Here is a 26,208-nt window from a genome sequence, read left to right on the forward strand (position 1 = left end):
GCCCCGAGAGGGGCCCTTTCCGCTGAAGGGCCCCGCTCGGGGCCCTTTCCTTTCTCCGACCCGGGTTTTGCTATCCTCGCCGGTCTGGTTCCTGCCCGGCGACAGTCTCCGCGCGGGCGGCCCGAAACCCGGGCCGGGCATTCCGGCCCGCTCATCCTTTCTCTGGCACTTCGATCATGAAGAAGCTTCTCGCCCTCGTCGCGGCCGCCATGATGGCCGTTGCCACAGCCCCCGCCTCCGCGCAGTCCTGGCCCTCGCGCCCGATCAAGCTGGTGATCCCCTTCCCTGCCGGCGGCGCCACCGACATCGTGGGCCGCACGATCGCGCAGAAGCTGTCGGCCGCGCTGGGCCAGAACGTGGTGGTCGAGAACCGGCCGGGCGCCGGCGGCACGATCGGCGCGGATCAGGTCGCGAAGGCCGCGCCCGACGGCTACACGATCCTGATGGCCACCAGCTCCACCCACTCGATCGGCCCGCTGATCAACCCGAAGATCCCCTACGACCCGTTCAAGGACTTCGCGCCGGTGGCCCACGTGGCCAGCGCCCCGAGCGTGCTGGTGGTGGGCGGCAGCTCGCCGGTCAAGTCGGCCACCGAGCTGATCGACCTGCTGAAGAAGAATCCCGGCAAGTACAACTTCGGCTCGAGCGGCATCGGCACCTATCCGCACCTGGCGGCCGAGATGTTCAAGTGGCGGGCGGGCAACCTGTTCGTCGTCCACATTCCCTACCGCGGCACCGGCCTGGTGATTCCCGACCTGGTCTCGGGGCAGATCACCTTCCTGATGGACAGCATCGTCTCGGCGCAGAGCCACATCCAGGACGGCCGGATCAAGCCGCTCGCGGTCAGCGGCGCGGTGCGTTCCAAGTCCCTGCCCGACGTGCCCACCTTCAAGGAGATCGGCGTGACCGGCATGGAGATCTCGAACTGGTTCGGCGTGTTCGCGCCGGCCGGCACGCCGGCCGACGTGGTGCAGCGCCTGAACCGCGAGCTGAACACGATCGTCAGGCAGCCCGACGTGGTCGAGCGCTTCGACCGGGTGGGCGCCGAGCCGGCCACCGGCTCGCCGGAGCAGTTCGCCAAGCTCTATCGCACCGAGAGCGAGAACTGGCAGGCGGTGATCAAGCGGGCCAACATCAAGCTCGATTGAAGCGCATGGCGGCGATGATGAGCGAAACCGATACGTCGCGGCCGGCCTCGGCGCCGGCCCTGCCCAAGGTCCTGGCCTTCGACGTGTTCGGCACGGTGGTCGACTGGCACGGCTCGATCGTGCGCGAAGTGTCGGCGCTGCGCCTGCCGGTGGACCCCGGCCAGTTCGCGATCGCGTGGCGAGCCGGCTACCGGCCGGCGATGGCGCGGGTGCGCGGCGGCGAGCTGGGCTGGACGAAGATCGACGACCTGCACCGGATGATCCTCGACGACATCCTGGTGAAGTTCGGCCTCGAGGACATGGACGAGGCCATGCGCCGGCACCTGAACCTCGTCTGGCACCGGCTCGATCCCTGGCCCGACGCGGTCGAGGGCCTGCGCCGGCTGAAGTCGAAGTTCACCCTCTGCACGCTGTCCAACGGCAATCTCGGCCTGCTCGCCGACATGGCCAAGCGCGCCGGCCTGCCCTGGGACCTGATCCTGTCGGCCGAAGTGTTCCGGCACTACAAGCCCGACCCCGAGGCCTACCTGGGCGTGTGCGAAGTCTTCGATGTGGCGCCCGCCGAGATGATGCTGGTGGCGGCGCACCAGGATGACCTGGCCGCGGCGCGCGCCTGCGGCTGCCGCGCGGCCTACGTGGAGCGCCGCTTCGAGTTCGGCCCCACGCTGCCCAAGGACGTGAGCCCGGACCCGGCCAACGACTGGCACGCCACCGATTTCCTGGATCTCGCCCGGCAGCTCGGCTGCTGAGCATTCATAGGACCCCCGACGATGACCTATCCCTTCAACTGGGCCAAGAACTATCCCACCGTCCGCACCCCGGTGTTCGCCCGCAACGTGGTGTCGACCTCGCAGCCGCTGGCCGCGCAGGCCGGTCTCCGGATGCTGCTGGCCGGCGGCAATGCGGTCGACGCGGCGATCGCCGCCGCGGCCGCGATCACCATCGTCGAGCCGGTCTCCTGCGGCCTGGGCAGCGACGCCTTCGCGATCGTCTGGGACGGCCGCGAGCTGCACGGCCTGAACGCCTCGGGCACCGCGCCGGCGGCCTGGGACCTCGACTACTTCAAGCGCAAGCACGGCGAGAAGATGCCGGCCCGCGGCTGGGACACCGTCACCATTCCCGGCGTGATCGCCGGCTGGGTTGCGCTGCACGAGAAGTTCGGCAAGCTGCCCTTCGCCGACCTGATGCAGCCGGCGATCGAGCTGGCCGAGCGCGGCTACGGCATGACGCCCATCGTCCAGCGCAAGTGGGCCGCCCAGGTGCCGATCCTGAAGGACCAGCCGGGCTTCGCCGAGGTCTTCATGCCGAACGGGCGCGCGCCGGCGATCGGCGAGCGCTTCGTGCTCAAGGGCGCGGCCGCCACGCTGCGGCGCATCGCCGAGAGCAAGGGCCGCGACTACTACGAGGGCGAGACCGCCGAGAAGCTGGTGGCCTGGTCGAACCAGCACGGCGGCGCGATGACGCTGGCCGACCTCCGCGGCTACGCGCCCGACTGGTGCGGCACCATCGCCAAGGACTACCGCGGCTACACGCTGCACGAGATCCCGCCCAACGGCCAGGGCATCGCCGCGCTGATGGCGCTGGGCATGCTGTCGCACTTCGACCTGCCGAACATGGACCCGGACTCGGCCGAATGCCGGCACCTGCAGATCGAGGCGATGAAGCTGGCCTTCGCCGACGTGTACCGCTGGGTGGCCGACATCCGCCACATGACCGAAGTCACGCCCGAACACCTGCTCGACGACGGCTACCTGAAGCACCGCGCCTCGCTGATCTCGCGCGAGCGCGCCACCGACTTCAAGCACGGCATGCCGCCGTCGGGCGGCACGATCTACCTGAGCGCCGCCGACGAGAGCGGGATGATGATCTCGTTCATCCAGTCCAACTACATGGGCTTCGGCTCCGGCGTGGTGGTGCCCGAGATCGGCGTGTCGCTGCAGAACCGTGGCCACGGTTTCGTGCTCGACCCCAGGCATCCGAACTGCGTGGCGCCCGGCAAGCGGCCCTTCCAGACCATCATCCCCGCCTTCCTGATGAAGGACGGCAAGCCGCAGATGAGCTACGGCGTGATGGGCGGCAACATGCAGCCGCAGGGCCACATGCAGACGCTGTCGCGCATGCTCGACGCGAAGCAGCATCCGCAGGCCGCCTGCGACGCGCCGCGCTGGAAGGTCCACACCGGGCTCACCGTCGACGTCGAGGACACGATGGAGCCCGAGGTCGTCGAGGCGCTGCAGGCGCGCGGCCACTCGGTCAAGAAGATCAACGACCCGTACATGGACTTCGGCTCGGGCCAGTTCATCTGGCGCCTGACCGACGACATGGAAGACGGCTACGTGGCGGCCAGCGACAGCCGGCGCGACGGCTCGGCGGTGGGTTACTGATCGCCCGCCGGACCCAATACGGCGCGCCGTCCTGCAGCGGCGCGCGCAGCGACCCGCGACAGAGGAGAAAAGAAGATGAGCGAACGCAGCTACGACCCGGTCACCCCGCACAAGGTCGCCTTCCTGGGGCTGGGCGTGATGGGCTACCCGATGGCCGGCCACCTGAAGAGGGCTGGCCACGACGTGACCGTCTATAACCGCACCTCGGCCAAGGCCGACCAGTGGGCCGCCGAGTACGGCGGCAAGTCGGCCCCCACGCCGCGGCAGGCGGCGCACGGCGCCGACATCGTGTTCTGCTGCGTGGGCAACGACGACGACCTGCGCTCGGTGGTGCTGGGCGAGCACGGCGCCTTCGCCGGCATGAAGGCGGGCGCGGTGTTCGTGGATCACACCACTGCCTCGGCCGAAGTGGCGCGCGAACTGTTCGAGACCGCCAGGCACAAGAGTCTGGCCTTCGTGGACGCGCCAGTGTCCGGCGGCCAGGCCGGCGCGGTCAACGGCATGCTCACCGTCATGTGCGGCGGCGAGCAGGCGGACTTCGCCCGGGTCAAGCCGGTGGGCGTGGCCTACTCGCGCGCGTTCACGCTGGTGGGCGCGCCGGGCGCCGGGCAACTGGCCAAGATGGTCAACCAGATCTGCATCGCCGGCCTGGTGCAAGGCCTGTCCGAGGGCATCAACTTCGGCCTGGCCGCCGGCCTGGACATGAAGCTGGTGCTGGACGTGATCAACAAGGGCGCGGCCGGCTCCTGGCAGATGGACAACCGCGGCAGCACGATGGTCGACGACAAGTTCGACTTCGGCTTCGCGGTGGACTGGATGCGCAAGGACCTCGGCATGTGCCTGGACGAAGCCAAGCGCAACGGCGCGCCGCTGCCGGCCACCGCCCTGATCGACCAGTTCTACGGCGACGTGCAGCGCATGGGCGGCGGCCGCTGGGACACCTCCAGCCTGATCAAGCGGCTGCGCAAGGCGAAGTGACCGAGGGCCGATGCGCCGTCGTCGTCTCCTCGCCTCGCTCGCGCTCCTGGCCGCCGCCTCGGTTCTCGCCACCCGGATGGGCCTGCTCTCCGGAAAGCGCCCCGCCGGCCTCGGCCCTGTCGACGGCCGGCTGGCGCCGGTGCGCGAGCAACTCTGGAACTCGGTCAGCAGCTTCGCCAGCAGTGACTACCACCGGATCGCGCCGTTGGCCGCGGGGCCGGCACCGCGTGCGGCCTTCGCCCGGCTCGAAGCGCTCGTGACTGCCGATCCGGCCGCGGCCATCGTCGAGCGCCGGCCCGGCTACCTGTACGCCGAGTACACCAGCCGCTGGCTGCGCTTCGTGGACGACGTCGAATTCTTGCTCGACGAGGGAGCAGGCGTCATCCATGTACGATCGGCCTCCCGGCTCGGCCGCAAGGACTTCGGCGTGAATCGCGCCCGGATCGAGACGATTCGCGCAAGGCTCCAATCCGAACTCAGCAAACCACAAGGAATCGACACGATGAGCTACACCACCACCCCCTCCGGCCTGCAGTTCAACGACACCGTGGTCGGCAGCGGCGATGAGGCCCGCGCCGGCGACCGCGTCAGCGTCCACTACACCGGCTGGCTCTACGAGAACGGCCAGGCTGGCGCCAAGTTCGACTCCAGCAAGGACCGCGGTCAGCCCTTCGTGTTCCCGCTGGGCGCCGGCCATGTGATCCGCGGCTGGGACGAAGGCGTGCAGGGCATGAAGGTGGGCGGCACCCGGATGCTGGTGATCCCGGCCGACCTGGGCTATGGCGCGCGCGGCGCGGGCGGGGTGATTCCGCCGAACGCCACCTTGTTGTTCGAGGTGGAGCTGCTGGGGGTCTGAGGGCGGGTCAGAAGCTGTACCGATACTCGGCCCACAGTCGGTCGCTGTTGTCGAAGCGGCCGAACAGCCCCAGCGGGTTGCCGGCGAAGACGTCCACGCCAGCCCGGATCCGGCGATTCGCGTCAGGCTTCCAGGTGAGCATCGCGCGCAGCAGGCGATCGCTGCGATTCAGACTGGTGATGCCGAGGAACTCGGCATCGAGCCGACCGGTGAGGGCATGCGCGACCAGGAGGCTCATGCCGTTCTCGCGTCGATCCGTCCCCGTGGCCGCATCGTGGTCGAGGAAGGCCCGCTGGTAGAACTGCGCGTTGACGCGCCAGTCGTCGGCGGGCGTGAAGTCCAGGCTGGCCGCCCAGTCGATCGTGTCGAGCTCGGCCAGCCCGCTGCCGGCATCGAGCGGGAGCAGCCCGAACTTGCGGCCGCTGGTGTGGACGATCTCGGCCTTGGCCACGATGCCGTCGAAATCCTTGGACACCGTGCCACCGATCCGCGTGACCTTGTCGTAGCGGGCCTGGTAGACCACGGACTGCGGATCGGCCGGCGTGGCGCCGGGCACCAGCGAGCGATTGAAGGCCGCCTGGGTGTCGGGCGCCCGATAGACGAACGCGGTCAGGTCCCAGCCGCTGACCAGGGTGGACACCCGCGCGCCGATGCCCGAGTTCGACAGTCGGCGCGACGGCCGCTCATCGCCCAGGATGCTGTAGCCGTAACCCTGGTACTGCGGCGGCCATGGAAAGAACTCGGCACCGGGCTCTCCGATGCGATCCACCTCGGGGGCCGGCAGCCAGACAAGCTCCAGGTGCGTGTCGTCGCCGAACCACTCGGCGCGCGCCGCCCATTGAGGAATCCGGATCTGCTCGAACTCGGGCAACACGAAACTGCGCAGGTCCTTTGCCGACACCACGTCGGCGAAGAAGAGCCCGACCATCTCGCCCCACACGATGTTCTGCTTGCCCAGCCGGAACTCCCAGCTGCCGGCGCCGAAGTCCACGTAAGCCTCGCGCAGGCGCAGTTCGGCCCGCTGGTCGCGGCGCACGCCGGGCAGGTAGTGGTCCGAGATGCCGTAGGCGGCATCGAGGCTCGCCTGCGCGGAGAGCTTCCATTTGGCGCCGTTCTCCCAGGCGCCACGGCCCGCGAGTTCGGCCATGGTGCGCAGGTTCTGGAAATGACCGGGAGACTGCCAGCCATAGGCTGCGTCGACCTGCAACCAGCCGTTCCAGCGGGTGGGCTCGGCAGGCTTGAAGCCGAGGCCGGCCGGGCTCGCGGTCGAGACGCCGGTTTTCGTTGCGGTCTGCGCCTGTACGGATGGTAAGACGAAGGCCGACGGGATCGCGGTAGCCATCGCCCATGCCAGCATGAGTATCGCGCCGCGGGCAGTCCTCGGAGTGCGTTCGGGAATCATCGTTCCAGGGCTTCCATGGATGCGTCTGCATCGGCCTTGACCATCACCCAGCGGGATTGCTGCCTGACGCCCAGCCCGATGATGCGGCCGTCCTCGATGCGAACCAGGCGATCGGCGGCCGCCATCACGCTCTCGTCGTGCGTAGAGAACACGAAGGTGGTCCGGTACTTCTGGTTGATGGCCTTCATCAGTCGAAGGATCTCGCCGCCGGTCTGATGATCGAGATTCGCGGTCGGTTCGTCGGCCAGCACGATGCGCGGCTTGACCGCGAGCGCTCGCGCGATCGCCACCCGCTGGCGCTGGCCGCCCGACAGCTGGTTGGGGCGGTGGCCGGCGAACTTCGAGAGCCCCACCAGGTCCAGGAAGCGGGCGACGCGCTCCCGCCGCTCCTTCTTTCCCAGCTCGGGAAACTGCAGCAACGGATACTCGACGTTCTCCCAGGCAGTCAACACCGGGAACAGGTTGAAGGTCTGGAAGATGAAGCCGACCGTGCGCGCGCGATAGTCGGCGAGCTGGTCTGGCGTCCGGCCGCTGACGTCCCGGCCGTCGATGACGATGCGACCCGAGTCCGCGGTATCGATGCAGCCGATCAGGTTCAGCAAGGTAGACTTGCCGCTTCCAGAGGGGCCGGCAATCGCGAGAAACACGCCCTCGTCGATGCGCAGGCTGACGTCGCGCAGCGCGTGCACCGTCTGACCGCCGAGCCGGTATTGCCTCGAGACGTTTTCGAGCATGACGAGAGCCATGCCTGAATGTAACCGATCAGAACCGGGTGCCGCCATGGCCAGACCCTTCGTTCCCCTCCGACTGTTCGTTCCCGTCGGGCCCTTCGCGCCTCGCCGCCTGCCCGTTCGCCACCGAGCCTGCGTTGCGCTGCTGCTGGCCGCGGCGCTCGCGCTGCCGTCGACGCCAAGCGCGCAGGATGTCGGGCAGACCGCAGACAGCGCGGCTCCGGCGGCTGCCGAGGACGCCGACACGCAACGCGCCCGCGAGATCGTGGCCCGCGCCGACGAAGTCCGCTTTCCGAAGGGCGGATTCCAGGTCGACATCCGCGTGAGCTCGACGACCGGCGGCGAAGCCCAGGAGCCGCGCCTGTACCGGGTGCTCTCCAAGGGCAACGAGAACACGATCATCCAGACCGTGGAGCCCGTCGTGGAACGGGGCCAGAACCTGCTGATGCGCGGGCGCGAGCTCTGGATCTACATGCCCACCGTGTCGCAACCGGTGCGCCTGTCGCTGTCGCAGCGGCTCACCGGCCAGGTGGCGAACGGGGACCTGGCGCGGGCCAATTTCTCGGGCGACTACACGCCTACGATCCTGCGCACCGAGAAGATCGGCGGCCACGATCATCACGTGCTGGAACTGAAGGCCGCCGAGCGCGGCGTGACCTATCCGAAGGTCCTCTACTGGGTGAGGGCCGACAACGGACATCCACACAAGGCGGAGTTTTACGCACTCTCAGGCAGGCTGCTGAAGACCTGCGTATACGAGGACTTCCGGGAGCTGGGCGGTCAGGTCCGGCCCACCAGGCTGGTGATGACCGACGCGCTGAAACCCGGCGACGTGTCAGTACTCGAGTATTCCGACCTCGAACGACGGAACTTGCCCGATCGCATGTTCACGAAGGACTACATGAAGCGGTTGGAGTAGGGCAAGCCCGGACCGACACGCGGATTCCAGCGCACGCGAGCAGGGGACGTTCCGATTCTTCAGGAATTGCCATCGAATTGCCCGAATATATCCCGCCGCCCGTCACAGACGGCGGAGGCATCGCGGCTAGACTTCGGCAACTGGGGAATTTCGCAACAACGTGTTCCCTTCTCGCTTGACATTTTTAGAAGAAGCAGAGCCTTGTATCAAGCAGCACCCCTCTCTGCGTTCCTGTCGGCGACCTGCCAGGAAAAGCACCCCCCCCCGGCTCTCGACCCCCAGTTCAATTGTCCCCGCCACGCCGCGAACGACGCCGACGGCCAGTCGCTCGCCGCCCGCTCCTTGCTGACGGCATCGCTGCTGCGGGACGTCTCCCCATCCAGGCTGAGCATCCGCGTCGCCGACACCGTCGGCCAGCGCCGCGAGGCCAGTGTTCTGGTCAGCAAGATGTATGGCTGGCGGGGTTACAGGACCGAGGGCGCGGAAACCACTGCCCGCCCTGAAGTGAGGAGCGCACGCAACGATGCGTCGCCCACGGGCGTGACCCTGATCGCTTTCCTCGGTCAGCGGCTGGTCGGCACCTTGACCGTCGGCGTCGATTCGCCGGCTGGCCTTGCGTGCAGCGAGCTCTACCCGGACGAAGTGGCGCGCCTGCGGGCTGAGGGCGCGCGCATTTGCGAATTCACCCGGCTGGCGGTGGACGGCGCCGAGCACTCCACGCAACTGCTCGCCATGATGTTCCATGTGGCGTTCATCTATGCTCGGCAGTTGCGCGGCGGCACGGACCTGCTGGTCGAAGTGAACCCGAGGCACGCCGCCTTCTACAGGCGAATGCTCGACTTTTCGCAGCTGGGGCCGGAACGAGTCTGCTCGCGCGTGAATGCGCCGGCGGTGCTGCTCGGGCTGAAGCTCGAGCACGCGGAGCAGCAAATTGCCCGGTTCGGCGGGCACGACGAGATCGCCCGGGGCGTGCGTTCGCTCTACCCGCTGGGGTTCCGCCCAGAAGAAATCGCGCGGATAGCCAGCCGTCTGGGCGCGGCGGCCTGACAGCTCGGGCCGGCGGCCATCCGTGCCGCCGAAGCGCCCATCCATCCGGATCCGCGTGTCCTGCCCGGGCGTCCTGCGTAACTTCACCTTGCACCCCGCCTGCGACGGATTTGCGCAGGGGTTCCTTGACGCAAGGTCTAGCGAAGTGAGCGATCTGTCAATGTTGACTGCCGAAGGAGCCTTGCCCATGTTGGCGCAGGCTGCCGAGGATCCTTGGCCTGACACCATCGTGAACGTGCGCGAGGATGAAGGCGTCCTTCGGGCATCTCTTCCGGAATCCGTGCTCGCAGAAGATTTCTCGGCAATGCGGAAGTTCGTGGACACGCCGGGTCGCTTCCGCATCCGGCTCGCGAACGACGAAGGGCGCCGCAGCCTGGCCAGCTACCTGGTCAGCAAGCGCTACGGCTGGCGCGGCTACACGGCCGGCCCGATCCGTATGACGCCGGACCAGATCACGCTGATCGCCTCGGACGACGAGCGCGCGCTGGCAACGATTTCCGTCGGCTTCGACCGCGACGCCGGTCTTCTTGCGGACTCGCTCTATCCCGACGAAGTGGCCGGACTCCGCGCCCAGGGCGCGAGGCTGTGCGAGTTCACGAAGCTTGCGGTCGAGCCCGGCAAGCATTCGCAGGAAGTCCTGGCGATGCTGTTTCACATCGCCTACATCTACGCGCGACGGATAAACCGGTGCACCGAGCTCCTCATCGAGGTCAACCCCCGCCATGTGCGCTTCTACGAGTCTGCCCTGGGTTTCGAGCGGCTAGGCCCGCAGAGGATCTGCCCTCGCGTCGACGCACCTGCGGTGCTGCTCAGGCTGGACCTGTCCCATTGCGAGCAAGAACTGGCCCGGGTCGGGGGTCACCGCAAGATGGCGGGTCGAATCCGTTCCCTGTACCCGCTGGGGTTCTCCCCGCGGGAAGAGGAAGGCATCCATGCGCGGCTCTTCCAGCTAGGCTGACGCAAGGCCAGTATCGCCCCTGAGTTCATCTTATCGTTGGCAGATTCAAGCATTGAAGTCAACGGCAAAAGTGCGATAGCCTGCTGACTTCGCCGCAAACACGTCCGTTCGGTTTCGGCATTGTTGTATTTAGGGAACGAAACCATTGGACAACGACAGCCTGGCGCCCGTTCTTTCCGGAAGCCGCGACAGCGGCCGCCCGCTCCGGCGCGACCCGGGCTCTTCCGAACGCGTGCTCGCAGATTCGGGTGCTGAGCCTTTGGTCGAAATCCCGGCAAAGGACGACTCTCGCCTCACCATCAGGCTGGCCGACGACAACGGCCGGCGTAATCAGGCGAGCTATTTGCTGCACAAGCGGTACGGGTGGCGCGGCTATACGACCGCGCAGCTTCCTGACGATCCGAACTGCGTCACGCTGGTCGCGCTCGATGACGCCGCGGCGGTGGCAACCCTGACGATCGGGTTCGACTCGCCGGCCGGGATGAGCGCATGCGAGTTGTACCCCGACGAGGTCTCCAGGCTGCGCGAAACAGGCGCCCGTCTGTGCGAATTCACGCGCTTCGCGGTCGATCGATCGGACCGGTCGCTCGAGTTGCTCGCGATGATGTTCCACGTTGCCTATTTGCTGGCGCGGCGGCAACGCGGCGCCACACATGTCCTTGCCGAAGTGAACCCGCGCCATCTGCACTTCTACACTCGGATGCTCGATTTCCAGCAGATCGGCCCGGAACGGACCTGCCCCAGGGTGAACGCGCCGGCGGTACTCTTGTCACTATCGCTGGAATTCGGTGAGCGGCAGATCGCTCGATATGGGGGCAAACGAGAGCTGGCGCGAAAGATTCGCTCGTTGTATCCGCTCTCGTTCTCCACGGCCGAGGAAGCCGGCATCGCCGAGCGGCTGCTACGCGCCCGTCCCTGAGGCCGCGACCCCCGCACAGGGCCCCCGATTTCCGCTTTTCGATGTAGAGAATGTTCGACTACCAAGGCGCCTTCGCGCGCAATATCGGCTGGCTGCGCGAAGACGAGCAGCAGGTCCTGCGCAGCAAGCGCGTGGCCATCGCCGGCATGGGCGGCGTAGGCGGCGTGCATCTTCTGACCCTGGCCCGGCTCGGCATCGGCCGGTTCAACATCGCCGATCTGGACAACTTCGAGCTGGCCAACTTCAACCGACAGGCGGGGGCATCCATGTCCACGCTCGGGCGCCCCAAGGTGGAGGTCATGGCGGAAGCAGCGCGGGAGATCAACCCCGAGCTGGAGCTGGGGATCTTCCGGGACGGCGTCAACGAGTCGAATCTCGACGCCTTTTTCGACGGCGTCGACGTCTACGTGGACGGGCTGGATTTCTTCTCCTTCGACATTCGCGAGCGCGTGTTCGCCTACTGCGCCGAAAAGGGCATTCCCGCAGTCACGGTGGCGCCGTTGGGCATGAGCGCAGCCCTGTTGAACTTCCTGCCGGGAGAAATGACTTTCGAGGAGTATTTTCAGGTCGCGGGCCGGCCCGACCTGGAGAAGGCAGTGCGCTTTCTGGTCGGCCTGGCGCCGGCATTGCAGCACCGGCACTACTTGGCCGACAAGACCCGGGTGAGCCTCGAAAGCGGCGCGGGGCCCTCCACGGTGATGGCCTGCCAGCTCTGCGCCGGGGTCGCCGGCATCGAAGTGCTCAAGCTTCTGCTGGGCCGCGGAAAAGTCTGGGCCGCGCCGCACGGCATCCAGTACGACGGCTATCGCAACAAACTGGCCCACACCTGGCGGCCGGGCGGCAACCGGAATCCGCTCAATCGGCTGGCGATCGCGATTGCGATGCGGCAGCTGGGGCTCGGGCACCGCCGCGGGTGAAGGCACGATGGGCCGACTGACCAACGAGCAACTCGAGTTCGTCCTGCAGAGCGCGATTCTTGCGCCTTCGGCCGACAATCTACACCGTTTGCGGTTCAAGTGCGAGGGCGACGCACTGTCGATCCTGTCGAGCGAGCAGGGGCTGCCCCGCCAAGTTAGCTACCGTCTCGTCCTCGACCTGCTTTCGCTCGGCGCGGTCGTGGAGAACATTGCGACCGCCGCAGGTCGCTTCGGATTTGGAGCAGCGGCGTCCTTGCTGCCCGAACCGTCCAGTCCGCGTTTGCTCACACGAATCCGTTTCGAACAACAGGATTCCGCCCGGAATTCCACGCCACTCTGGCCGGCAATCGCCCTGCGGCATACGAACCGCAGTCTGCGCTTCCGAGGTCCTGCCTTGTCCGGCGACGAGCGCGCGCGCCTGGATCGTGCGATAGAGTGCTTTCCAGACTGCAGCCTTGAATGGCTCGACCAGCCCCAGCGCCGACGCTCGGTCCTGGACCTGATACACCGCGCGGAGTCCGAACGATTCCGGAACCGCTTACTGCACCAGGAGATGTTCTCGTCGATCCGCTTCGAGGCGGGGTGGCGATCCAGCACCACCGAAGGTCTTCCCCCAGGAGCCCTCGGCATAGAGCCCCCGTTGCGGCCCTTCTTCAGGATGCTTCGGCACTGGCCAATCCTCCGGGCGGCGAACGCCTTGGGCGCGCACCGCATGCTCGGCTTTCGCGCCGCCGCACTCCCGAGCCGGATAGCGCCGGATCTGGCCCTGCTCGCTGTCAAGTCGCTCGACAACGGGCCGCTCTTCGACGCCGGGAGAGTATTGCAGCGTACTTGGCTCGGCCTGACACAGATGGGACGCGTCGCGCAGCCACTGCCCGCCGCTGCCCTCTACGCCCTCCCAAGCGCTTCCCACGACGGAATTCCGCATCACCTGCAGTTGCACTTGGCCAACCGCTGGAAGCACGAGCTTCCGAATGCTATTCCAGTGATGGCGCTACGAATCGGGCGGGCCAGGACGCCTCGCGTCGTCGCGGGGCGCCCTCCTGTCGACCACTTCCGCATCGACTGACGTCGTGCGTCGCGGCACGGCACTTCGCGCTGTCGAATTTCTTTACACTGAGATTCTTGGCCTTTCCGGCGGACAAAAAATTCTCTTTTAAAACAGAGCTTTGCTCATCTGGCATGTCAATTGCTTATACCCGAGCGCTACATGGCATTGTGGCCTCATGAAAACAAGGAGTATCAGATGAAGCTCAAAGCATTGGTTGCGGCCTTGGGGCTGAGCACGGTTGCCGTGGCAGCACAAGGGGCCGTGCTGCAGCAGTTCACGGTGGAGGAAAGCGCCATTTCTGGCACTCCTTCGAATCAGGTCACTGCGGATCAGATCACCATCCGTTACGAGGCCTCGATCGTCCAGGTGCTGGATGCCGGTACGGGAGTCACCTCCTTCACGGAAACGGGCTGGTTTGACGCCACCGGGCTGGTTCTGGGAAATACTGCCCAGTCTAGTTACCTGAACTCCCCCGAAGCCAGCGGCTACGGGATGTATGGCCTCTTTTCGGTGAGCGGCACGATCAGTTTCGTCGGCACCACCGCGCTGGCCACGTTCACAAGCGGCAGCGTTGCCCTCTATGCAGACCCCACGCAGGACACTGTGCTCTCTGTGGTCGCAGGCGGCACGCCGAGTGTTAACGACGTTTCGGGCAATGACGGCATCCTTGCTTCGTCCAGCCAAGTGCTCGGGGGCTCGCAAGCCAACGTGCCTCTCGTTGGCAACCAGGCAGCGTCCGGCGGATCGTATGTGATCAACTACGGTGATCTGCTGCTCTCCGCCCTCGGTGAGAGCTACTTCATCGATCCGATCAACTTCTACCTCAACGTCGTTGTGACTGGCGAGAACGAGAGTTTTACGCCCGTGCTCACCGCCGGCAACTACACCGGCCTTGCGCAAGGCGATGGCTCCGCTGGTTTCTACAGCGTGCCTGAACCTGCCAGCATGACCCTTCTGGGGCTTGGCCTTCTGGGCCTCGGCGCCACGGTGCGGCGCCGGCGCGGTTAAGACGCGCTACGGCCGCCTGTCGGCGATCACGCAACGGCAGGCGGCTCGCCTGACGAAAGAAGCTCCCTCGGGAGCTTTTTTTGTTTCCAGGACCTACATTTCGGAATCTCAAACCTCAAACCCGTTTGCCCAATGCATAAACAATGGGTAATCGTGCCGCCCGGAACGAAGGTAGGCATCCCCCGATCACCGAGGAAGCGACACCCACTCCCGCCGCACCGAGCAACGCTACAGGCGACAAGAGCACTCTCGCCGTGAATCCCGCCTCAGCATTCGGCGGCGGCGGCATCGGGATGCCTATCCAGGAGATCAGCATTCCGGCAACGATGGCTACGGCCACCCCGAGCAAGGCGCCCGCGAACCCAAGAGCGGCGGACTCGAGTGCGAGCAGCTTCACCACGGTGCGCGATTCCGCGCCGAGCGCGCGCATCGTGCCGAACTCGGCAGTGCGCTCGAACACCGTGATGTTGGTGCTCGTCAGTACGCTCATCGCGATGAGCACCAGGGCAATGAGCCGGAGGATCCCGAACTGGCGGGCATACAGCTCCCGAGTGCTTGCGTAGAAGTCGGACAGGATGTACCAGGGCTGCAGGTCGAGGCCCCGGAGCTGCGAGCGTCCGACCAGATCGGCCAGCACCGCGCCGGTATCGTCGGTTCGGCGCAGGTGGATCACGATTGTGTTGACGCCGGCTACCTGGACCAACTCCTGCGCGTCGGCGAGCGGAATCCTGATGGTGCGATCGTCGAATTCCTTCGAGAAGGTCCGGAAGACGCCCGCCACCTCGAGTTCCACCGCGTTCATCGACCCGTCGACCGTGGCGCTGGTCAGCGTGACGTAGTCGCCGCGGCGCACGCCCAGGTGTCGGGCAACTCCTTCGCCGAGCAGGGCGGCATGCGCTCCGCCTCGATCCAGGCCGACACCGTCCAGCAGCGTCAAGTAGGTGCCGTCGACCGCTTCGGGCGTCGGCTCGACGCCTTCCACCTCGACCGGCAACTCGCGGTTCTCGACATTGATCACGCCCGAAACCTGAAGCCTCCCGGCCACCGACTCGATGCGGGAATCGCCTCGCAATGCGCTGCGTATCGCCTCGGTTCGCTCGATGACGAACGCTTCCGGCCGGCCAGCTCCGCTCTCCCTGAATCCCGGCCGGGCGACCTGGAGGTGGCCGAGCTGCCCCCTGACAGTCGCCTCGCCGAGTTGGAAGAAGACGTCGCGGATGAAGCCATCCGCCAGGGCAAGCCCGGCAACCCCGAACACGATGGCCGCCAGCGCGAAGGCGCTGTGCCGCACCTGGCGCATGAGGTTCCGCAAGGCGATCCGTAGGAGTGCGTTGAAAGGCATCTGGGCAGGTTTGCGGTAGCGGGGACCGACGGGGAAGGGATTCAGCGATCGGCGCGCAATGCGTCGACGATATTCGCCCGCGACGCACGCAGCGCCGGCAACAGTGCCGCGATCACGCAGATCGCCACGATGGACAGGAATGCCAACGAAGCGGTAGCGAGCGAGAAGCTGACCCCCCCGACGAAACCGTGCGCGTTGCCGGGTGGCGGCGGCATCGGAATGCCGATCCAGGTCACCGCTCGGGCAATCGCCCCACCGACGACGACACCGACAAGGCCACCGACCACGCCCATCGCCAGTGCCTCGGCGACGAACTTTCCGGCGACGGTCGCGCGCCGCGCCCCCAGTGCCATCATGGTCCCGATCTCGCGCTGCTGCTCGAGCACGTTTCGCGCCATGGCGTTGGAGGCCGCGAGCAGCACGATCGCGAGGATCACCGTGCGCACGAAGCTCAACTGGCGGCTGAAAAGGTCGACCGTCTTGTTGTAGAAGTCAGCGAGTTCGCTCCAGACCTTGACCTGCACGCCCTCGCCCGTCAGTACCTCGCGCAGGCGCAGCGCAGTCGCGGCAGCGGCGTCGGTATCGGAGAGCAGGATCATCAGCCTGGAGACTCCGCTGCTGCGAGTGAGTTGCTGCGCGGCTGCGATCGACAATCGCAGCGCCCGATCGTCATAGGCCTTCGTCGCGGTGTGAAACAAACCGACGACGACAGCTTCGATGGCATTGACGCCTCCACCGCGAACGTTCGTCAACAGCGTAATACGATCGCCGACGCTCGCGCCGATGCTGCGGGCGAGCCCCTCGCCAAGCAAAACTTCGTTCCCGCTTCCTGTTATCTGCGAACCGGAACTGAGCCTGACGGCCTTCGAGAGCGCCACCTCCTTGTCCGGCTCGACGCCCTCGCCGACAAATCCGACGGTACGTTCACCGAAGGACACCAGGCCGGCAAAGGACAGGCGTGCGGCCACGACCGCGCCCGGATCAGACGCGAGTTCCCGCTCCAACAAGCTCCTGGTGTCGCCACCGCGCGCCTCCGTGCCGATTCGCCCGTCGGCCTCCGCGGGTAGCACTTGAATATGCGCGAAGTGCGCACGAATGATGTCCTCGCGGAAGACGAACATCGTCCGGTCTATGAAACCGTCGGCGAGGATCAGCGCAATCGTTCCCAAGGCCACGGTCAGGCATACCATCAGCACACGCTGAGGCTCGCGCAGGAAGGCCAAGGCCATCCGGAGTCTCGTGAGGTATCGATCCATGACCTTCGTCGGTTGTCCGGTCGAAGGTTACTCCAGCCGGATTGCAAGAGGTGCACGCGCGCTCCCGATGCGGCATTTCGTACAATGCAAGGTTCGCGACCAAACCGATCCGCCCGCCGACCTCCACGATGCGCGACAAGTACGATAGCCAGGCCCTTCCGGCGCCGACGAACTTCATCCGGTCGGCCATCGACGAGCACCTTGCCAACGGCAAGTACGCCCCCCGCCGCTGGGCCGGCCACCCCGACGTCGCCCAGGCGCACCGAGCCGCGCCGCTCGACCCCGCAAAGATCCGCACCCGCTTCCCCCCCGAGCCCAACGGCTACCTGCACATCGGCCACGCCAAGTCGATCTGCCTGAACTTCGGCCTCGCCCTGGACTATGCCGGGCGCTGCCACATGCGCTTCGACGACACGAATCCGGAGAAGGAGGAGCAGGAGTACGTCGACTCGATCCTGGATTCGGTCCGCTGGCTGGGCTTCTCGTGGAAGGACTCGCAGGAGGACAACCTCTACTTCGCGAGCGACTACTTCGACCACTTCTACGCGATGGCGGAGTGGCTGGTCCTGGCCGGCCACGCCTACGTGGACTCGCAGAATACCGAGGAGATGCGAGCCAATCGCGGCACTTTGACCGAAGCTGGCCGCAATTCGCCGTTCCGCGACCGTTCCCCAGAGGAGAACCTGCGGCTGTTCCGCGAAATGCGCGACGGCAAGCACGCCGAGGGCTCGCACGTGCTGCGCGCGAAGATCGACATGGCTTCGCCGAACATGAACATGCGCGACCCGGCGCTGTACCGGATCCGCGTCGCAAGCCACCACCGGACCGGCGACAAGTGGTGCATCTACCCGATGTACGACTACGCGCACCCGATCGAGGATGCGCTCGAGAACATCACGCACTCCCTGTGCACGCTGGAGTTCCAGGACCACCGGCCGCTCTACGACTGGCTGCTCGAGCGCCTGGCTGAAGGCAAGTTTTTCGACAAGCCGCTGCCGCAGCAGATCGAGTTCGCCCGGCTGAACCTGACCTACACGATCACCAGCAAGCGGAAGCTGCAGGAGCTGATCCGCGGCGGCCACGTCGACGGCTGGGACGACCCGCGCATGACCACCATCGTGGGCCTGCGCCGGCGCGGCTACACGCCCGAGTCCATTCGCCTCTTCTGCGACCGGATCGGCGTGGCCAAGGCGGACTCCTGGGTGGACATGGGCACGCTGGAGCTGGCGCTGCGCGACGACCTGGAGGCCAAGGCGGCCCGCGCGGTGGCGGTGCTGGACCCGCTCAAGCTCGTCATCACCAACTGGCCCGAGGGAAAGGTCGAGGACTGCGAGGCGCCGGCCCACCCGCAGCAGCCCGAGCGCGGCAAGCGGGTCTTCCCGATCTCGCGCGAGTTGTGGATCGAGCGCGAGGACTTCGCCGAGACGCCACCCAAGGGCTTCTTCCGGCTGTTCCCGGGCAACCGGGTGCGGCTGCGCTACGGCTATGTGATCGAGTGCACCGGCTGCGAAAAGGACGCCGACGGGAACGTGATCGCGGTGCACGCTACGTATTTCGACGACTCGAAGTCCGGCACCCCGGGCGCCGATGCCTACAAGGTCAAGGGCAACCTGCACTGGGCGTCGGCCGCGCATGCGCTCGACGCCGAGGTGCGGCTCTACGACCGCCTCTACAAGGACCCGCACCCCGGCGCCGGCGATACCGACCACCTGGCCTCGCTGAACCCGGACTCGAAGAAGGTGATCCGCGCCAAGCTCGAACCGACGCTGGCCGCCGCGCTGCCCGACGACCGCTTCCAGTTCGAGCGGCACGGCTACTTCGTGGCCGACCGGGTCGACTCGAAGCCGGGCGCGCCGGTGTTCAACCGGGCGGTGACGCTGAAGGACTCCTGGGGCGGGGGGAGGCGCTAGCGGCGCCCCAGCACCGCATCCCCCACGAACGGATTCCCCGCCCGCTCGTCTCCGAAGGTCGACATCGGCCCGTGCCCAGGAACGAAGGACACGTCGTTCCCCAGCGGCCAGAGCTTGGTGGTGATCGAGCGGATCAGCGTGGCATGGTCGCCGCGCGGAAAGTCGGTGCGGCCGATGGATCCCTGGAACAGCACGTCGCCCACGATGGCCAGCCGAGCGGCCTCGTGGAAGAAGACCACGTGGCCGGGCGTGTGGCCCGGGCAATGGAACACCTTCAGCGTCTGCGCGCCGAACTCGACGGTGTCGCCGTCCTCGAGCCAGCGATCCGGCGTGAACGCGTCGAGCCGGGCGAAGCCGAAGCGCTTGCCTTGCTCGGGCAACTGGTCGATCCAGAACGCGTCCTCGCGCTGCGGGCCTTCGAGCGGCACGCCGTGGCGCTTCGCGAACTCGGCCGACTGGCCGCAGTGGTCGATGTGGCCGTGGGTGAGGAACACCTTCTCGAGCGTGGCGCCGGTGCCCTTCAGCGCCTCGTCGATCCGGTCGAGGTCGCCGCCCGGGTCGAAGGCGGCGGCGCGATTCGTTTCCTCGCAGACCAGCAGCGAGCAGTTCTGCATGAAGGGGGTGACGGGGACGATCAGCAGTTTCATCGGACGGGGCCGGTCTGGCCGGCGGCGAGCAGCAGGTCCTTCGGGATGATTTCCAGGGCCGCCTCGTGGGTGGCCTCGAGCACCACCGGCGGTGCCACGCCTGACCGGTGGGCCTCCAGCCAGCGCGCGGCGCACAGGCACCAGCGGTCACCCGGCTTCAGCCCGCGAAAACGCCATTCCGGGCGCGGCGTGGACAGGTCGTTGCCGCGCGACATCGAGAACGCCAGGAATTCGGCGGTGACCCGCGCGCAGACCACGTGCCGGCCGGCATCGTCGGGACCGGTCTCGCAGCAGCCGCTGCGGGTGAAGCCGGTCAGCGGGTCGTAGGAGCAGGCCAGCAGCGGGCCGCCGAGCACGTTTCGGGCCGTCGAGGGAGTGTCCATGCGTGTCTGGGATTGTCGACGCAGCTCTTATACCATCGGCCTGCGGACACGATCCGAGTGACCGATTTCCTGTCGGATTTCTTGACGCCGGTCCGGCGGCGCCATCCCCGAGGTTTCGCAAACCATTGATGCGCATGACACCCAGTTCCCGGGCCCGAATGTTGCTTCGATGCCCGTCGATGAAGATAAGAATTCATTCGATATGGCGGGTGGTGCCGGTCCCGGTCATCGTGGTGCGCCGGCTGCCCGGGCGCGTGGTCGGCATCAGCCTGGGACCGCTGGTGCTGGTGCGCCACGGCTATCACGACGACTGGCCCACGCTGGTCCACGAGCTCGAGCATTGCAAGCAGTTCTGGCGAGGCGGCGCGGTGATCCATCTGGTGCGCTACCTGGCCGATCCGAAATATCGGCTGCGTACCGAAATCGAGGCCTACCGCGCCGAACTCGCGGCCTGCCCGCCCGCGGAGCGCAAGGGCCGTCTGTATGATTCGGCCGACGCCCTGGCCTTCGGATACGGGCTGGGCGTCGACGCGAGGGCCTGCCGCAGGCTGCTGCGCGTTCCCGGCTGACCCGGGCACGGCGGCCCCGCGTCGATCCCCATCGACCACGGACCGCTCCATGACCCAGCCCAAGCCGCTTCCCCCGGTCGCCGACCTGCTGCGCGACTTCCACGCCGGCGCGCGCACGCCCGAAGGCCTGATGCGCGACTGCTTCGACACGATCGACCGGCTCGACGGCCAGATCAACGCGCTGCCCACCCGGGTGCCGCGCGAGCGCGCGCTCGAAGCCGCCGAGCGGGCGGGCCGCGCGATCCGCGCCGGCGAGCCGGTGGGCGCGCTGGCCGGGCTGCCCTACGCGGCCAAGGACATGCACCGCACGGCCGGCATCCGCACCACCTTCGGCTCGCCGATCTTCGCCGACCACGTGCCCGATCGGAACGACGCGATCGTGCAGCGGGTGCTCGACGCCGGCGCGATCCTGATCGCCAAGTCGAACACGCCCGAGTTCGCTGCGGGCGGCCAGACCTTCAACCCGGTGCTGGGCACCACCTGCAATCCGCACGATCCGCGCCGTACCTCCGGCGGTTCCTCGGGCGGCGGGGCCGCGGCAGTCGCCTCCGGCATGGCCGTGGTGGCCGACGGCTCGGACCTGGGCGCCAGCCTGCGCAACCCGGCGGCCTTCTGCGGGGTGGTCGGGCTGCGCCCGTCGACGATCTCGAACCCGGCGCTGATGCCCGACGCCAACGGCTTCAACACGATGAACACCGTGGGCTCGATGGCGCCGCGGGTGGCCGACCTGCGCTGGATCAACCGCGCGATCCACGCGCCGATGCCCGCCCGCCCGATGGCCGACTGGCTGGCAGCGATCGACGCCGAGGCTGCCGCGCGCAGGCGCGCCGCAGCCGATCGCCCGCTGCGCCTGGCCTACTCGATCGACGCCGGCGGCGCGATGCCGGTGGCTGCCCCGGTGCGCCGCGCCCTGCAGCGCGCGATCGACACGCTGCGCACCCGGGCCGGCGCCAGGGGCATCGAGCTGGTCGAAGCCTTTCCCGACATGGCCGACGCCGACGACTGCTTCCAGGTGTTGCGCGCCCAGTACTTCGTGGAAAACCTGGGCGAGCTGTACCGCACCGACCGCGCGAAGATGAAGGACACGGTCGCCTGGAACATCGAACAAGGGCTGGCGCTCACGCCCGAGCGGCTCGCCGCGGCCGCCGTCACCCGCACACGGATCTTCGCGCGCGTGGCCGCGTTCCTGGGCGGCTTCGACGCCTGGCTGCTGCCCACGGTGCAGGTGCTGCCCTTCGCGCACGAGATTCCCTTCCCCACCGAGATCGACGGCAAGCCGCTCGCCACCTACATCGACTGGGTCAAGAGCTGCTACTGGATCACGGTGAGCGGGCACCCCGGCCTGTCGCTCCCGGCCGGTTTCGAACCCGACCCGGCCGATCCGCTCGGCGTGCCGCTGCCGGTCGGTCTGCAGTTGGTCGGTCACTACGGGCGCGACGAAGCGCTGCTCGATGTGGGCGAGCGGATCGAAGCGCTGCTGGCGGGCTGATCAGAGGATCGCGGGGCCTTCCCGGAGAATCGCCGGCGGTTCTCAGAGAATCGCCGGCCTATTCGGCAACTCGTTCTCGTCCGTCTCCGGGGACACCAGGGGGAAGGCCTCGGCCAGGTCCTGGTTGAGGCGAGCGATCGCGTCCAGCAGGCCCTGCTCGCCGCGGCCGGCGCCAAGCCCCTCGCCCAGCCGGTCGCAGACCTGCTGCAGCTCGGGCGCGCCGAGCGCCGCGAGCGCAGCCCGATCGGCCACGATCTCGATTGCTTGGTCCGCCACCATCAGGTAGACCAGCACGCCGTTGTTGGCCTCGGTGTCCCAGACACGCAGTTCGGAAAAGACCTCCAGCGCACGCTCGCGCGGCATGACACCGCGTGCCACCCGGTGCCAGGGCAGCGAGGCCTCGATCGCGATGCGGATCTCGGCGCAATGGCCGCGCTCGCCCTCGCTCACCGCTTGCTCGATCCGACGCAGGCTCTCGTCGGGAAAAAGCCGGCGCACGTCCCGCGCGTCGCAGGCGAGGTGCGCCCAGATCCTGGCGAGCCCGCGCTTCATCACCACCCCCCCGAGGCGCCGCCGCCGCCGAAGCCGCCGCCGCCCCCGCGAAAGCCTCCGCCACCGAAGCCGCCACCGCCGCGCGGGAAGCCGCCTCCGCCCCCGATGCCCCCCGGAAAGCCGCCGGGACCGGAACGCCAGGTGTGCGGACCCACCCTGCCCATGCCGGCGCCCACGCCCATCACGAGCAGCACGAGAAACATCAGCAAGCCGGCGCCGATCGCCAACGGCAGTCCGGCCCCGAACACCCAGGCGCTGGCGCCACCGAACAGCGCGCCGGCCGAGGAGCCGAGCACCCGGCCGAAGATCTGCCGCAGGATGAGTCCCGCGAAGAAGGCCAACAGCAGCACGCTCACCCAGTCCACGCCCGAGTCGCCCGCGCCAGCCGCCGGCGCCTGACCGCGCGCAGGCGCGGGGAGTTCCTCGCCGTCGATGAGCTTCATCAGCGCATCGACGCCGGCCTCGACGCCGCCCGCGAAGTCGCCCTGGCGGAAGCGCGGCGTGATGATGTTCTCGATCACCTGCCTGGCCCGGGCATCGGGGATCGCGCCCTCGAGCCCGTAGCCGACCTCGATCCTCAGGCGCCGATCGTCCTTGGCCACCACCAGCAGCACGCCGTCGTCGACCCGCTGCCCGTCGACCCGGCCGCGGCCGATCTTCCAGGCCTCGGCGACCCGGATCGAGAAATCCTCGATCGGCTCGGGCGCCGTGCTGCCCACCATCAGTACCGCCAGCTGGCTGCCCTTGCGCTGCTCGAAAGCCTGCAGGCGCGACTCGATCCGCGCGCGGGCGGCGGCGTCGAGCGTGCCGGTCAGGTCGGTGACACGGGTTTGCAGCGGTGGCACCGGCTGCAGGCCGGACTGCGCGGCGCCGGTGAGCGGCGCCAGCAGCAGCGCAAGGACGAGCGAGAACAGCGCCGCAAAGGCGGCCCAGGACCGCGCTGCGGCCCTCGATCCGGTCCTTGCGTCGGGCTTCACTTCGCTCCGGCAGGCGCCGGCGTGCCGCGGCCGAAGTCCACCGTGGGCGGCTTCGAGAGCTCGCGCTCGTTCTCGACCGCGAACTGCGGCTTCGGCTTGTAGCCGAAGACCATCGCGGTCAGGTTCACCGGGAACTGGCGCACCAGCACGTTGAACTGCTCGACCGACTCGATGTAGCGGCGCCGCGCGACGGTGATCCGGTTCTCGGTGCCCTCGAGCTGGGTCTGAAGATCGCGGAAGTTGGCGTCGGACTTCAGCTGCGGATAGTTCTCGGCCACCACCAGCAGGCGGGACAGCGCGCTGCCCATGTCGCGCTGGGCCGCCTCGAACTGCTGCAGCGAGGCCGGATCGCCCGGGTCGACGCGCACCTGGCCCACCCGCGAGCGCGCCTCGGTGACCGCGATCAGCACCTCGCGCTCCTGCTCGGCGAAGCCCTTGACCGTGTTCACCAGGTTGGGGATCAGGTCGGCCCGGCGCTGGTACTGGTTGAGCACCTCGGACCAGGCCGACTTGGTGGCTTCCTCGGCCTGCTGGATCGAGTTGTAGCCGCAGCCGCTCAGCGTTGCCGCGGCGACGACGGCCAGCAGCCATTTCGCGATTCGGTTCATGTGCCAGCTCCTTGGTTTCGGTCCAGTCTAGCGCAGCCGTGCTGAAGTACTGCTGAAGTACCATGCTTCGTCTCCCAGGCATGTCTTCCGCCCAGTGCGCCTTCCGGATACCCGCGCCCAACGATGAACACCCAAGCCTCCCGTCGCCGCGCGCTGGCCGGCCTCGCCGCCGCTGTCCTGCCCGCCACCCTGTCCCTGTCGCCCGCGCGCGCGTTCGCGCAGGCCTGGCCCAGCCGGCCGATCCGCCTCGTGGTCCCCACGCCGCCCGGCAGCTCGGTCGACGTGGCCGCGCGGCTGATCGCCGAGGGCCTGCGCGGCAAGCTCGGCGGCGCCACCGTGCTGGTCGAGAACAAACCGGGGGCCGGGGGCACCATCGCCGCGGCCGACGTGGCCCGCTCCGCCCCCGACGGGCACAGTTTGTTCGTGGGCTTCAATGGCCCGCTGGCCACCGCCGAGCACGTCTTCCCCAGGCTGCCCTACAAGCCGCTGGAGAGCTTCGCGCCGATCATCGCCACCGTGTCGCAGCCCCACGTGCTGGTCGTCAATGCCGCCCATCCGGCCCGCACGCTGCGCGAATTCGTGGCCGGCGTGAAGGCCGCGCCCGGCAAGGCCAACTACGCGTCGGTGGGCAATGCCAGCGCCTCGCACCTGACCATGGAGCTGTTCAAGAGCGCAGCGGGGCTGTTCATCGTCCACATTCCCTACAACGGCGGGCCGGCGGCCACGCAGGGCCTGATCGCCGGTGACGTCGACGCGCTGTTCACCGCCTACGTGAACGTGCAGGGTCCGGTGTCGGCCGGCCGCCTGCGGGTGCTCGCGCTCGCCGAGAAGAAGCGCTCGCCGCGCCTGCCCGAGGTGCCGACCTTCGCCGAGCAGGGCGTGCCCCAGGTCGACGCGCCGCTGTGGAACGCGATCGTGGCGCCGGCCGGCACGCCCGCCGAGATCGTCGGGAAGCTCAATGCGGCGATCGACGCGGTGCTCGCCGAGCCCGCGGTGCGCGAGAAGCTCGCCGGCGGCGGCATGGACGTCATCGGCGGCCGGCCCGAGCTGCTGGCCGAGATGATGCGCACCGAGTCGGCCAAGTGGCTGCCGGTGGTCCGTCGGCTGGGGATCAAGCCGGACTGAAGAAGACTCGCGCCCGCGCTCAGCGCTTCCTGAGACGCGCCGCGAAGGCGCGCCGGAACTTGGCCACCTTCGGCGCCACCACCGCCATGCAGTAGCCCTGCCAGGGATTGCGCTCGAAGAAGCGCTGGTGGTAGGCCTCGGCGGCGTACCAGGTGCCGGGCGGCTCGATCGTGGTCACGATCGGCGCGTCGAACACGCGGTCGGCCTGGAGCTTCGCGACGAAGACCTCGGCCTGCGCGCGCTGGGCCTCGTCGAGCGGGAAGATCGCCGAGCGGTACTGGGTGCCCACGTCGTTGCCCTGCCAGTTCAGGGTCGTCGGATCGTGGGTGCCGAAGAAGATGCCAAGCAGGTCCTGGTAGCCGATCCGGTCGGCGTCGAACTCGATGCGCACCGCCTCGGCGTGGCCGGTACGCCCGCCGCAGACCTCTTCGTAGCCGGGGTCGGAGGTCTGGCCGCCGCAATACCCCGATTCGACGGACAGCACGCCGTCGACCTCGAGGAACACCGCCTCGGTGCACCAGAAGCATCCGCCTGCCAGGATCGCAACCTGCCGGTTCATGCCTTCTCCCTGTCGAAACGTTCGAGGAGCGCCCGCCGATATTCGAGCGCCGCGCCGGTGGTCAGCGCCGCCCCGCGCGCCTCGAGCGCAATGGACAGCGCGAGCAGCCTGCGGCCCGCCCGCTTCGCCTCCGGCGAATCCTCGGGCGCGTCGACCGCCACCCGCAGCATCGAATCGAGATCGAGCAGCGCCTCGACCTCGGGCGGCACGTAGCCTGCGTTCTTCAGGATGCGGAAGGCCACCCGCAACTCCTCCGGCACCAGCCGGTCGTCGTCGAGGTCCATCGGCTTGCCCGCGCCCGGCAGGTCGTCGAAGGCGCCCTGGCGGCGCGCCTCGTCGATGCGTCGTTCGATGAGTTCGTTGAATGCGGCGAACATCCGATGAACTTACCAGAGATGGCCGTCAGACCAGCGCACCTCCATGCGGCAAGCCCTAGAATGGCCGACTGTCGAACGAACGAGACCGGGGAGGCC

Annotated in this window: 26 protein-coding genes and 2 pseudogenes; 17 read left to right on the forward strand and 11 right to left on the reverse strand. The window is 67.9% G+C overall.

From position 1 onward, the window contains the following. Positions 1 to 176 precede the first annotated feature (176 nt). The 6 genes and pseudogenes from FHP08_RS01515 to FHP08_RS18600 all read left to right on the forward strand — a co-directional run bounded on the left by FHP08_RS01515 (position 177) and on the right by FHP08_RS18600 (position 5,366). A complete protein-coding gene (locus tag FHP08_RS01515; RefSeq protein ID WP_147702533.1) occupies positions 177 to 1,148 on the forward strand; it encodes a Bug family tripartite tricarboxylate transporter substrate binding protein in 972 nt (323 codons plus the stop codon). Positions 1,149 to 1,165: 17 nt separating this feature from the next. Further along, the gene (locus tag FHP08_RS01520; protein WP_147702534.1) at positions 1,166 to 1,897 is read left to right on the forward strand and encodes a haloacid dehalogenase type II; all 732 of its coding nucleotides are present in this window, start codon (positions 1,166 to 1,168) and stop codon (positions 1,895 to 1,897) included. 21 nt (positions 1,898 to 1,918) lie between these two features. After that, complete coding sequence (locus tag FHP08_RS01525) at positions 1,919 to 3,532, forward strand: gamma-glutamyltransferase family protein (protein WP_147702535.1); 1,614 nt, start codon at positions 1,919 to 1,921, stop codon at positions 3,530 to 3,532. Positions 3,533 to 3,565: 33 nt separating this feature from the next. Then, positions 3,566 to 4,510, forward strand: a pseudogene (locus tag FHP08_RS01530) (NAD(P)-dependent oxidoreductase); the annotation flags it as partial. A gap of 76 nt (positions 4,511 to 4,586) precedes the next feature. After that, positions 4,587 to 4,964 (forward strand): annotated as a pseudogene (locus FHP08_RS18595) (DUF1499 domain-containing protein); the annotation flags it as partial. 48 nt (positions 4,965 to 5,012) lie between these two features. Then, positions 5,013 to 5,366, forward strand: a complete 354-nt coding sequence (locus FHP08_RS18600) for an FKBP-type peptidyl-prolyl cis-trans isomerase (RefSeq protein ID WP_225879023.1) — start codon at positions 5,013 to 5,015, stop codon at positions 5,364 to 5,366. Positions 5,367 to 5,373: 7 nt separating this feature from the next. Here the strand turns inward: FHP08_RS18600 and FHP08_RS01540 are convergent, their stop codons facing one another. Together FHP08_RS01540 and FHP08_RS01545 are read right to left on the reverse strand one after the other, a co-directional pair. Next, entirely contained in the window at positions 5,374 to 6,708 is a 1,335-nt protein-coding gene (locus tag FHP08_RS01540) for a DUF1302 family protein (RefSeq protein WP_147702537.1), read from the reverse strand. 56 nt (positions 6,709 to 6,764) lie between these two features. Next, entirely contained in the window at positions 6,765 to 7,514 is a 750-nt protein-coding gene (locus FHP08_RS01545; RefSeq protein ID WP_147702538.1) for an ABC transporter ATP-binding protein, read from the reverse strand. Positions 7,515 to 7,548: 34 nt separating this feature from the next. On the opposite strand from FHP08_RS01545, the gene FHP08_RS01550 reads away from it, so the two are divergent. The 7 genes from FHP08_RS01550 (at position 7,549) to pepA (ending at position 14,318) form a co-directional block, all read left to right on the forward strand. Beyond that, a complete protein-coding gene (locus FHP08_RS01550) occupies positions 7,549 to 8,418 on the forward strand; it encodes an outer membrane lipoprotein-sorting protein (RefSeq protein WP_147702539.1) in 870 nt (289 codons plus the stop codon). A 201-nt stretch (positions 8,419 to 8,619) separates the two neighbouring features. Continuing rightward, positions 8,620 to 9,465 (forward strand): N-acyl amino acid synthase FeeM domain-containing protein, encoded by an 846-nt coding sequence (locus FHP08_RS01555; protein ID WP_147702540.1) that lies wholly within the window; start codon positions 8,620 to 8,622, stop codon positions 9,463 to 9,465. Between the two features lie 187 nt (positions 9,466 to 9,652). Beyond that, positions 9,653 to 10,423 carry an N-acyl amino acid synthase FeeM domain-containing protein gene (locus FHP08_RS01560; protein ID WP_225878995.1) on the forward strand — a complete coding sequence of 257 codons (771 nt, stop codon included), beginning with the start codon at positions 9,653 to 9,655 and terminating at the stop codon, positions 10,421 to 10,423. A 145-nt stretch (positions 10,424 to 10,568) separates the two neighbouring features. Further along, positions 10,569 to 11,342: an N-acyl amino acid synthase FeeM domain-containing protein gene (locus tag FHP08_RS01565; RefSeq protein ID WP_147702541.1), complete on the forward strand. Its 774-nt coding sequence runs from the start codon at positions 10,569 to 10,571 to the stop codon at positions 11,340 to 11,342. Positions 11,343 to 11,392: 50 nt separating this feature from the next. Beyond that, a complete protein-coding gene (locus FHP08_RS01570; RefSeq protein WP_187272120.1) occupies positions 11,393 to 12,259 on the forward strand; it encodes a ThiF family adenylyltransferase in 867 nt (288 codons plus the stop codon). A gap of 7 nt (positions 12,260 to 12,266) precedes the next feature. Further along, the gene (locus tag FHP08_RS01575; RefSeq protein ID WP_147702542.1) at positions 12,267 to 13,328 is read left to right on the forward strand and encodes a hypothetical protein; all 1,062 of its coding nucleotides are present in this window, start codon (positions 12,267 to 12,269) and stop codon (positions 13,326 to 13,328) included. 177 nt (positions 13,329 to 13,505) lie between these two features. Further along, positions 13,506 to 14,318, forward strand: a complete 813-nt coding sequence (gene pepA / locus FHP08_RS01580) for a flocculation-associated PEP-CTERM protein PepA (protein WP_187272121.1) — start codon at positions 13,506 to 13,508, stop codon at positions 14,316 to 14,318. Positions 14,319 to 14,433: 115 nt separating this feature from the next. Here pepA and FHP08_RS01585 read toward each other — a convergent pair whose 3' ends face one another. Beyond that, positions 14,434 to 15,660, reverse strand: coding sequence for an ABC transporter permease (locus FHP08_RS01585; RefSeq protein ID WP_147702544.1), 1,227 nt, complete (start codon positions 15,658 to 15,660; stop codon positions 14,434 to 14,436). A 41-nt stretch (positions 15,661 to 15,701) separates the two neighbouring features. Then, a complete protein-coding gene (locus FHP08_RS01590; RefSeq protein ID WP_187272122.1) occupies positions 15,702 to 16,889 on the reverse strand; it encodes an FtsX-like permease family protein in 1,188 nt (395 codons plus the stop codon). A 155-nt stretch (positions 16,890 to 17,044) separates the two neighbouring features. On the opposite strand from FHP08_RS01590, the gene FHP08_RS01595 reads away from it, so the two are divergent. Continuing rightward, entirely contained in the window at positions 17,045 to 18,826 is a 1,782-nt protein-coding gene (locus FHP08_RS01595; RefSeq protein ID WP_147702546.1) for a glutamine--tRNA ligase/YqeY domain fusion protein, read from the forward strand. Here the strand turns inward: FHP08_RS01595 and FHP08_RS01600 are convergent. Both FHP08_RS01600 and FHP08_RS01605 read right to left on the reverse strand, forming a co-directional pair. Then, complete coding sequence (locus FHP08_RS01600; RefSeq protein ID WP_147702547.1) at positions 18,823 to 19,473, reverse strand: MBL fold metallo-hydrolase; 651 nt, start codon at positions 19,471 to 19,473, stop codon at positions 18,823 to 18,825. The two genes, FHP08_RS01595 and FHP08_RS01600, sit on opposite strands and share 4 nt — an antisense overlap. Further along, positions 19,470 to 19,856, reverse strand: coding sequence for a DUF2237 family protein (locus FHP08_RS01605; protein ID WP_147702548.1), 387 nt, complete (start codon positions 19,854 to 19,856; stop codon positions 19,470 to 19,472). The genes FHP08_RS01600 and FHP08_RS01605 overlap by 4 nt, the downstream gene beginning before the upstream one ends. Positions 19,857 to 20,035: 179 nt before the next feature. On the opposite strand from FHP08_RS01605, the gene FHP08_RS01610 reads away from it, so the two are divergent. Further along, the gene (locus FHP08_RS01610) at positions 20,036 to 20,425 is read left to right on the forward strand and encodes a hypothetical protein (RefSeq protein WP_147702549.1); all 390 of its coding nucleotides are present in this window, start codon (positions 20,036 to 20,038) and stop codon (positions 20,423 to 20,425) included. 49 nt (positions 20,426 to 20,474) lie between these two features. Further along, entirely contained in the window at positions 20,475 to 21,914 is a 1,440-nt protein-coding gene (locus tag FHP08_RS01615; RefSeq protein WP_187272123.1) for an amidase, read from the forward strand. A gap of 42 nt (positions 21,915 to 21,956) precedes the next feature. Here FHP08_RS01615 and FHP08_RS01620 read toward each other — a convergent pair whose 3' ends face one another. The 3 genes from FHP08_RS01620 to FHP08_RS01630 are packed head-to-tail and all read right to left on the reverse strand — an operon-like array spanning position 21,957 to position 24,051. Continuing rightward, positions 21,957 to 22,466 (reverse strand): TPM domain-containing protein, encoded by a 510-nt coding sequence (locus FHP08_RS01620; protein WP_147702551.1) that lies wholly within the window; start codon positions 22,464 to 22,466, stop codon positions 21,957 to 21,959. Further along, complete coding sequence (locus FHP08_RS18715; protein ID WP_147702552.1) at positions 22,466 to 23,443, reverse strand: TPM domain-containing protein; 978 nt, start codon at positions 23,441 to 23,443, stop codon at positions 22,466 to 22,468. Before FHP08_RS18715 ends, FHP08_RS01620 begins: the two co-directional genes overlap by 1 nt. Then, positions 23,440 to 24,051: a LemA family protein gene (locus FHP08_RS01630; RefSeq protein WP_147702553.1), complete on the reverse strand. Its 612-nt coding sequence runs from the start codon at positions 24,049 to 24,051 to the stop codon at positions 23,440 to 23,442. Before FHP08_RS01630 ends, FHP08_RS18715 begins: the two co-directional genes overlap by 4 nt. A 123-nt stretch (positions 24,052 to 24,174) precedes the next feature. Between FHP08_RS01630 and FHP08_RS01635 the strand changes: the two genes are divergently transcribed. After that, a complete protein-coding gene (locus FHP08_RS01635; RefSeq protein WP_147702554.1) occupies positions 24,175 to 25,176 on the forward strand; it encodes a Bug family tripartite tricarboxylate transporter substrate binding protein in 1,002 nt (333 codons plus the stop codon). Between the two features lie 19 nt (positions 25,177 to 25,195). Here the strand turns inward: FHP08_RS01635 and msrA are convergent, their stop codons facing one another. Together msrA and FHP08_RS01645 are read right to left on the reverse strand one after the other, a co-directional pair. Further along, positions 25,196 to 25,735 (reverse strand): peptide-methionine (S)-S-oxide reductase MsrA, encoded by a 540-nt coding sequence (gene msrA / locus FHP08_RS01640; RefSeq protein ID WP_147702555.1) that lies wholly within the window; start codon positions 25,733 to 25,735, stop codon positions 25,196 to 25,198. Beyond that, entirely contained in the window at positions 25,732 to 26,112 is a 381-nt protein-coding gene (locus tag FHP08_RS01645; RefSeq protein ID WP_147702556.1) for a DnaJ family domain-containing protein, read from the reverse strand. The genes msrA and FHP08_RS01645 overlap by 4 nt, the downstream gene beginning before the upstream one ends. Between the last annotated feature and the right edge of the window lie 96 nt (positions 26,113 to 26,208).

The sequence above is a fragment of the Zeimonas arvi genome (assembly GCF_008039575.1).
Lineage (GTDB): Bacteria > Pseudomonadota > Gammaproteobacteria > Burkholderiales > Burkholderiaceae_E > Zeimonas > Zeimonas arvi.

Coding starts and splice junctions, on each gene's coding strand:
- FHP08_RS01515 (WP_147702533.1), top strand. CDS start 177: ATGAAGAAGCTTCTCGCCCTCGTCGCGGCCGCCATGATGGCCGTTGCC.
- FHP08_RS01520 (WP_147702534.1), top strand. CDS start 1,166: ATGAGCGAAACCGATACGTCGCGGCCGGCCTCGGCGCCGGCCCTGCCC.
- FHP08_RS01525 (WP_147702535.1), top strand. CDS start 1,919: ATGACCTATCCCTTCAACTGGGCCAAGAACTATCCCACCGTCCGCACC.
- FHP08_RS18600 (WP_225879023.1), top strand. CDS start 5,013: ATGAGCTACACCACCACCCCCTCCGGCCTGCAGTTCAACGACACCGTG.
- FHP08_RS01540 (WP_147702537.1), bottom strand. CDS start 6,708: ATGGCTACCGCGATCCCGTCGGCCTTCGTCTTACCATCCGTACAGGCG.
- FHP08_RS01545 (WP_147702538.1), bottom strand. CDS start 7,514: ATGGCTCTCGTCATGCTCGAAAACGTCTCGAGGCAATACCGGCTCGGC.
- FHP08_RS01550 (WP_147702539.1), top strand. CDS start 7,549: ATGGCCAGACCCTTCGTTCCCCTCCGACTGTTCGTTCCCGTCGGGCCC.
- FHP08_RS01560 (WP_225878995.1), top strand. CDS start 9,653: ATGTTGGCGCAGGCTGCCGAGGATCCTTGGCCTGACACCATCGTGAAC.
- FHP08_RS01570 (WP_187272120.1), top strand. CDS start 11,393: ATGTTCGACTACCAAGGCGCCTTCGCGCGCAATATCGGCTGGCTGCGC.
- FHP08_RS01575 (WP_147702542.1), top strand. CDS start 12,267: ATGGGCCGACTGACCAACGAGCAACTCGAGTTCGTCCTGCAGAGCGCG.
- pepA (WP_187272121.1), top strand. CDS start 13,506: ATGAAGCTCAAAGCATTGGTTGCGGCCTTGGGGCTGAGCACGGTTGCC.
- FHP08_RS01585 (WP_147702544.1), bottom strand. CDS start 15,660: ATGCCTTTCAACGCACTCCTACGGATCGCCTTGCGGAACCTCATGCGC.
- FHP08_RS01590 (WP_187272122.1), bottom strand. CDS start 16,889: ATGGCCTTGGCCTTCCTGCGCGAGCCTCAGCGTGTGCTGATGGTATGC.
- FHP08_RS01595 (WP_147702546.1), top strand. CDS start 17,045: ATGCGCGACAAGTACGATAGCCAGGCCCTTCCGGCGCCGACGAACTTC.
- FHP08_RS01600 (WP_147702547.1), bottom strand. CDS start 19,473: ATGAAACTGCTGATCGTCCCCGTCACCCCCTTCATGCAGAACTGCTCG.
- FHP08_RS01605 (WP_147702548.1), bottom strand. CDS start 19,856: ATGGACACTCCCTCGACGGCCCGAAACGTGCTCGGCGGCCCGCTGCTG.
- FHP08_RS01610 (WP_147702549.1), top strand. CDS start 20,036: ATGAAGATAAGAATTCATTCGATATGGCGGGTGGTGCCGGTCCCGGTC.
- FHP08_RS01615 (WP_187272123.1), top strand. CDS start 20,475: ATGACCCAGCCCAAGCCGCTTCCCCCGGTCGCCGACCTGCTGCGCGAC.
- FHP08_RS01620 (WP_147702551.1), bottom strand. CDS start 22,466: ATGAAGCGCGGGCTCGCCAGGATCTGGGCGCACCTCGCCTGCGACGCG.
- FHP08_RS01630 (WP_147702553.1), bottom strand. CDS start 24,051: ATGAACCGAATCGCGAAATGGCTGCTGGCCGTCGTCGCCGCGGCAACG.
- FHP08_RS01635 (WP_147702554.1), top strand. CDS start 24,175: ATGAACACCCAAGCCTCCCGTCGCCGCGCGCTGGCCGGCCTCGCCGCC.
- msrA (WP_147702555.1), bottom strand. CDS start 25,735: ATGAACCGGCAGGTTGCGATCCTGGCAGGCGGATGCTTCTGGTGCACC.
- FHP08_RS01645 (WP_147702556.1), bottom strand. CDS start 26,112: ATGTTCGCCGCATTCAACGAACTCATCGAACGACGCATCGACGAGGCG.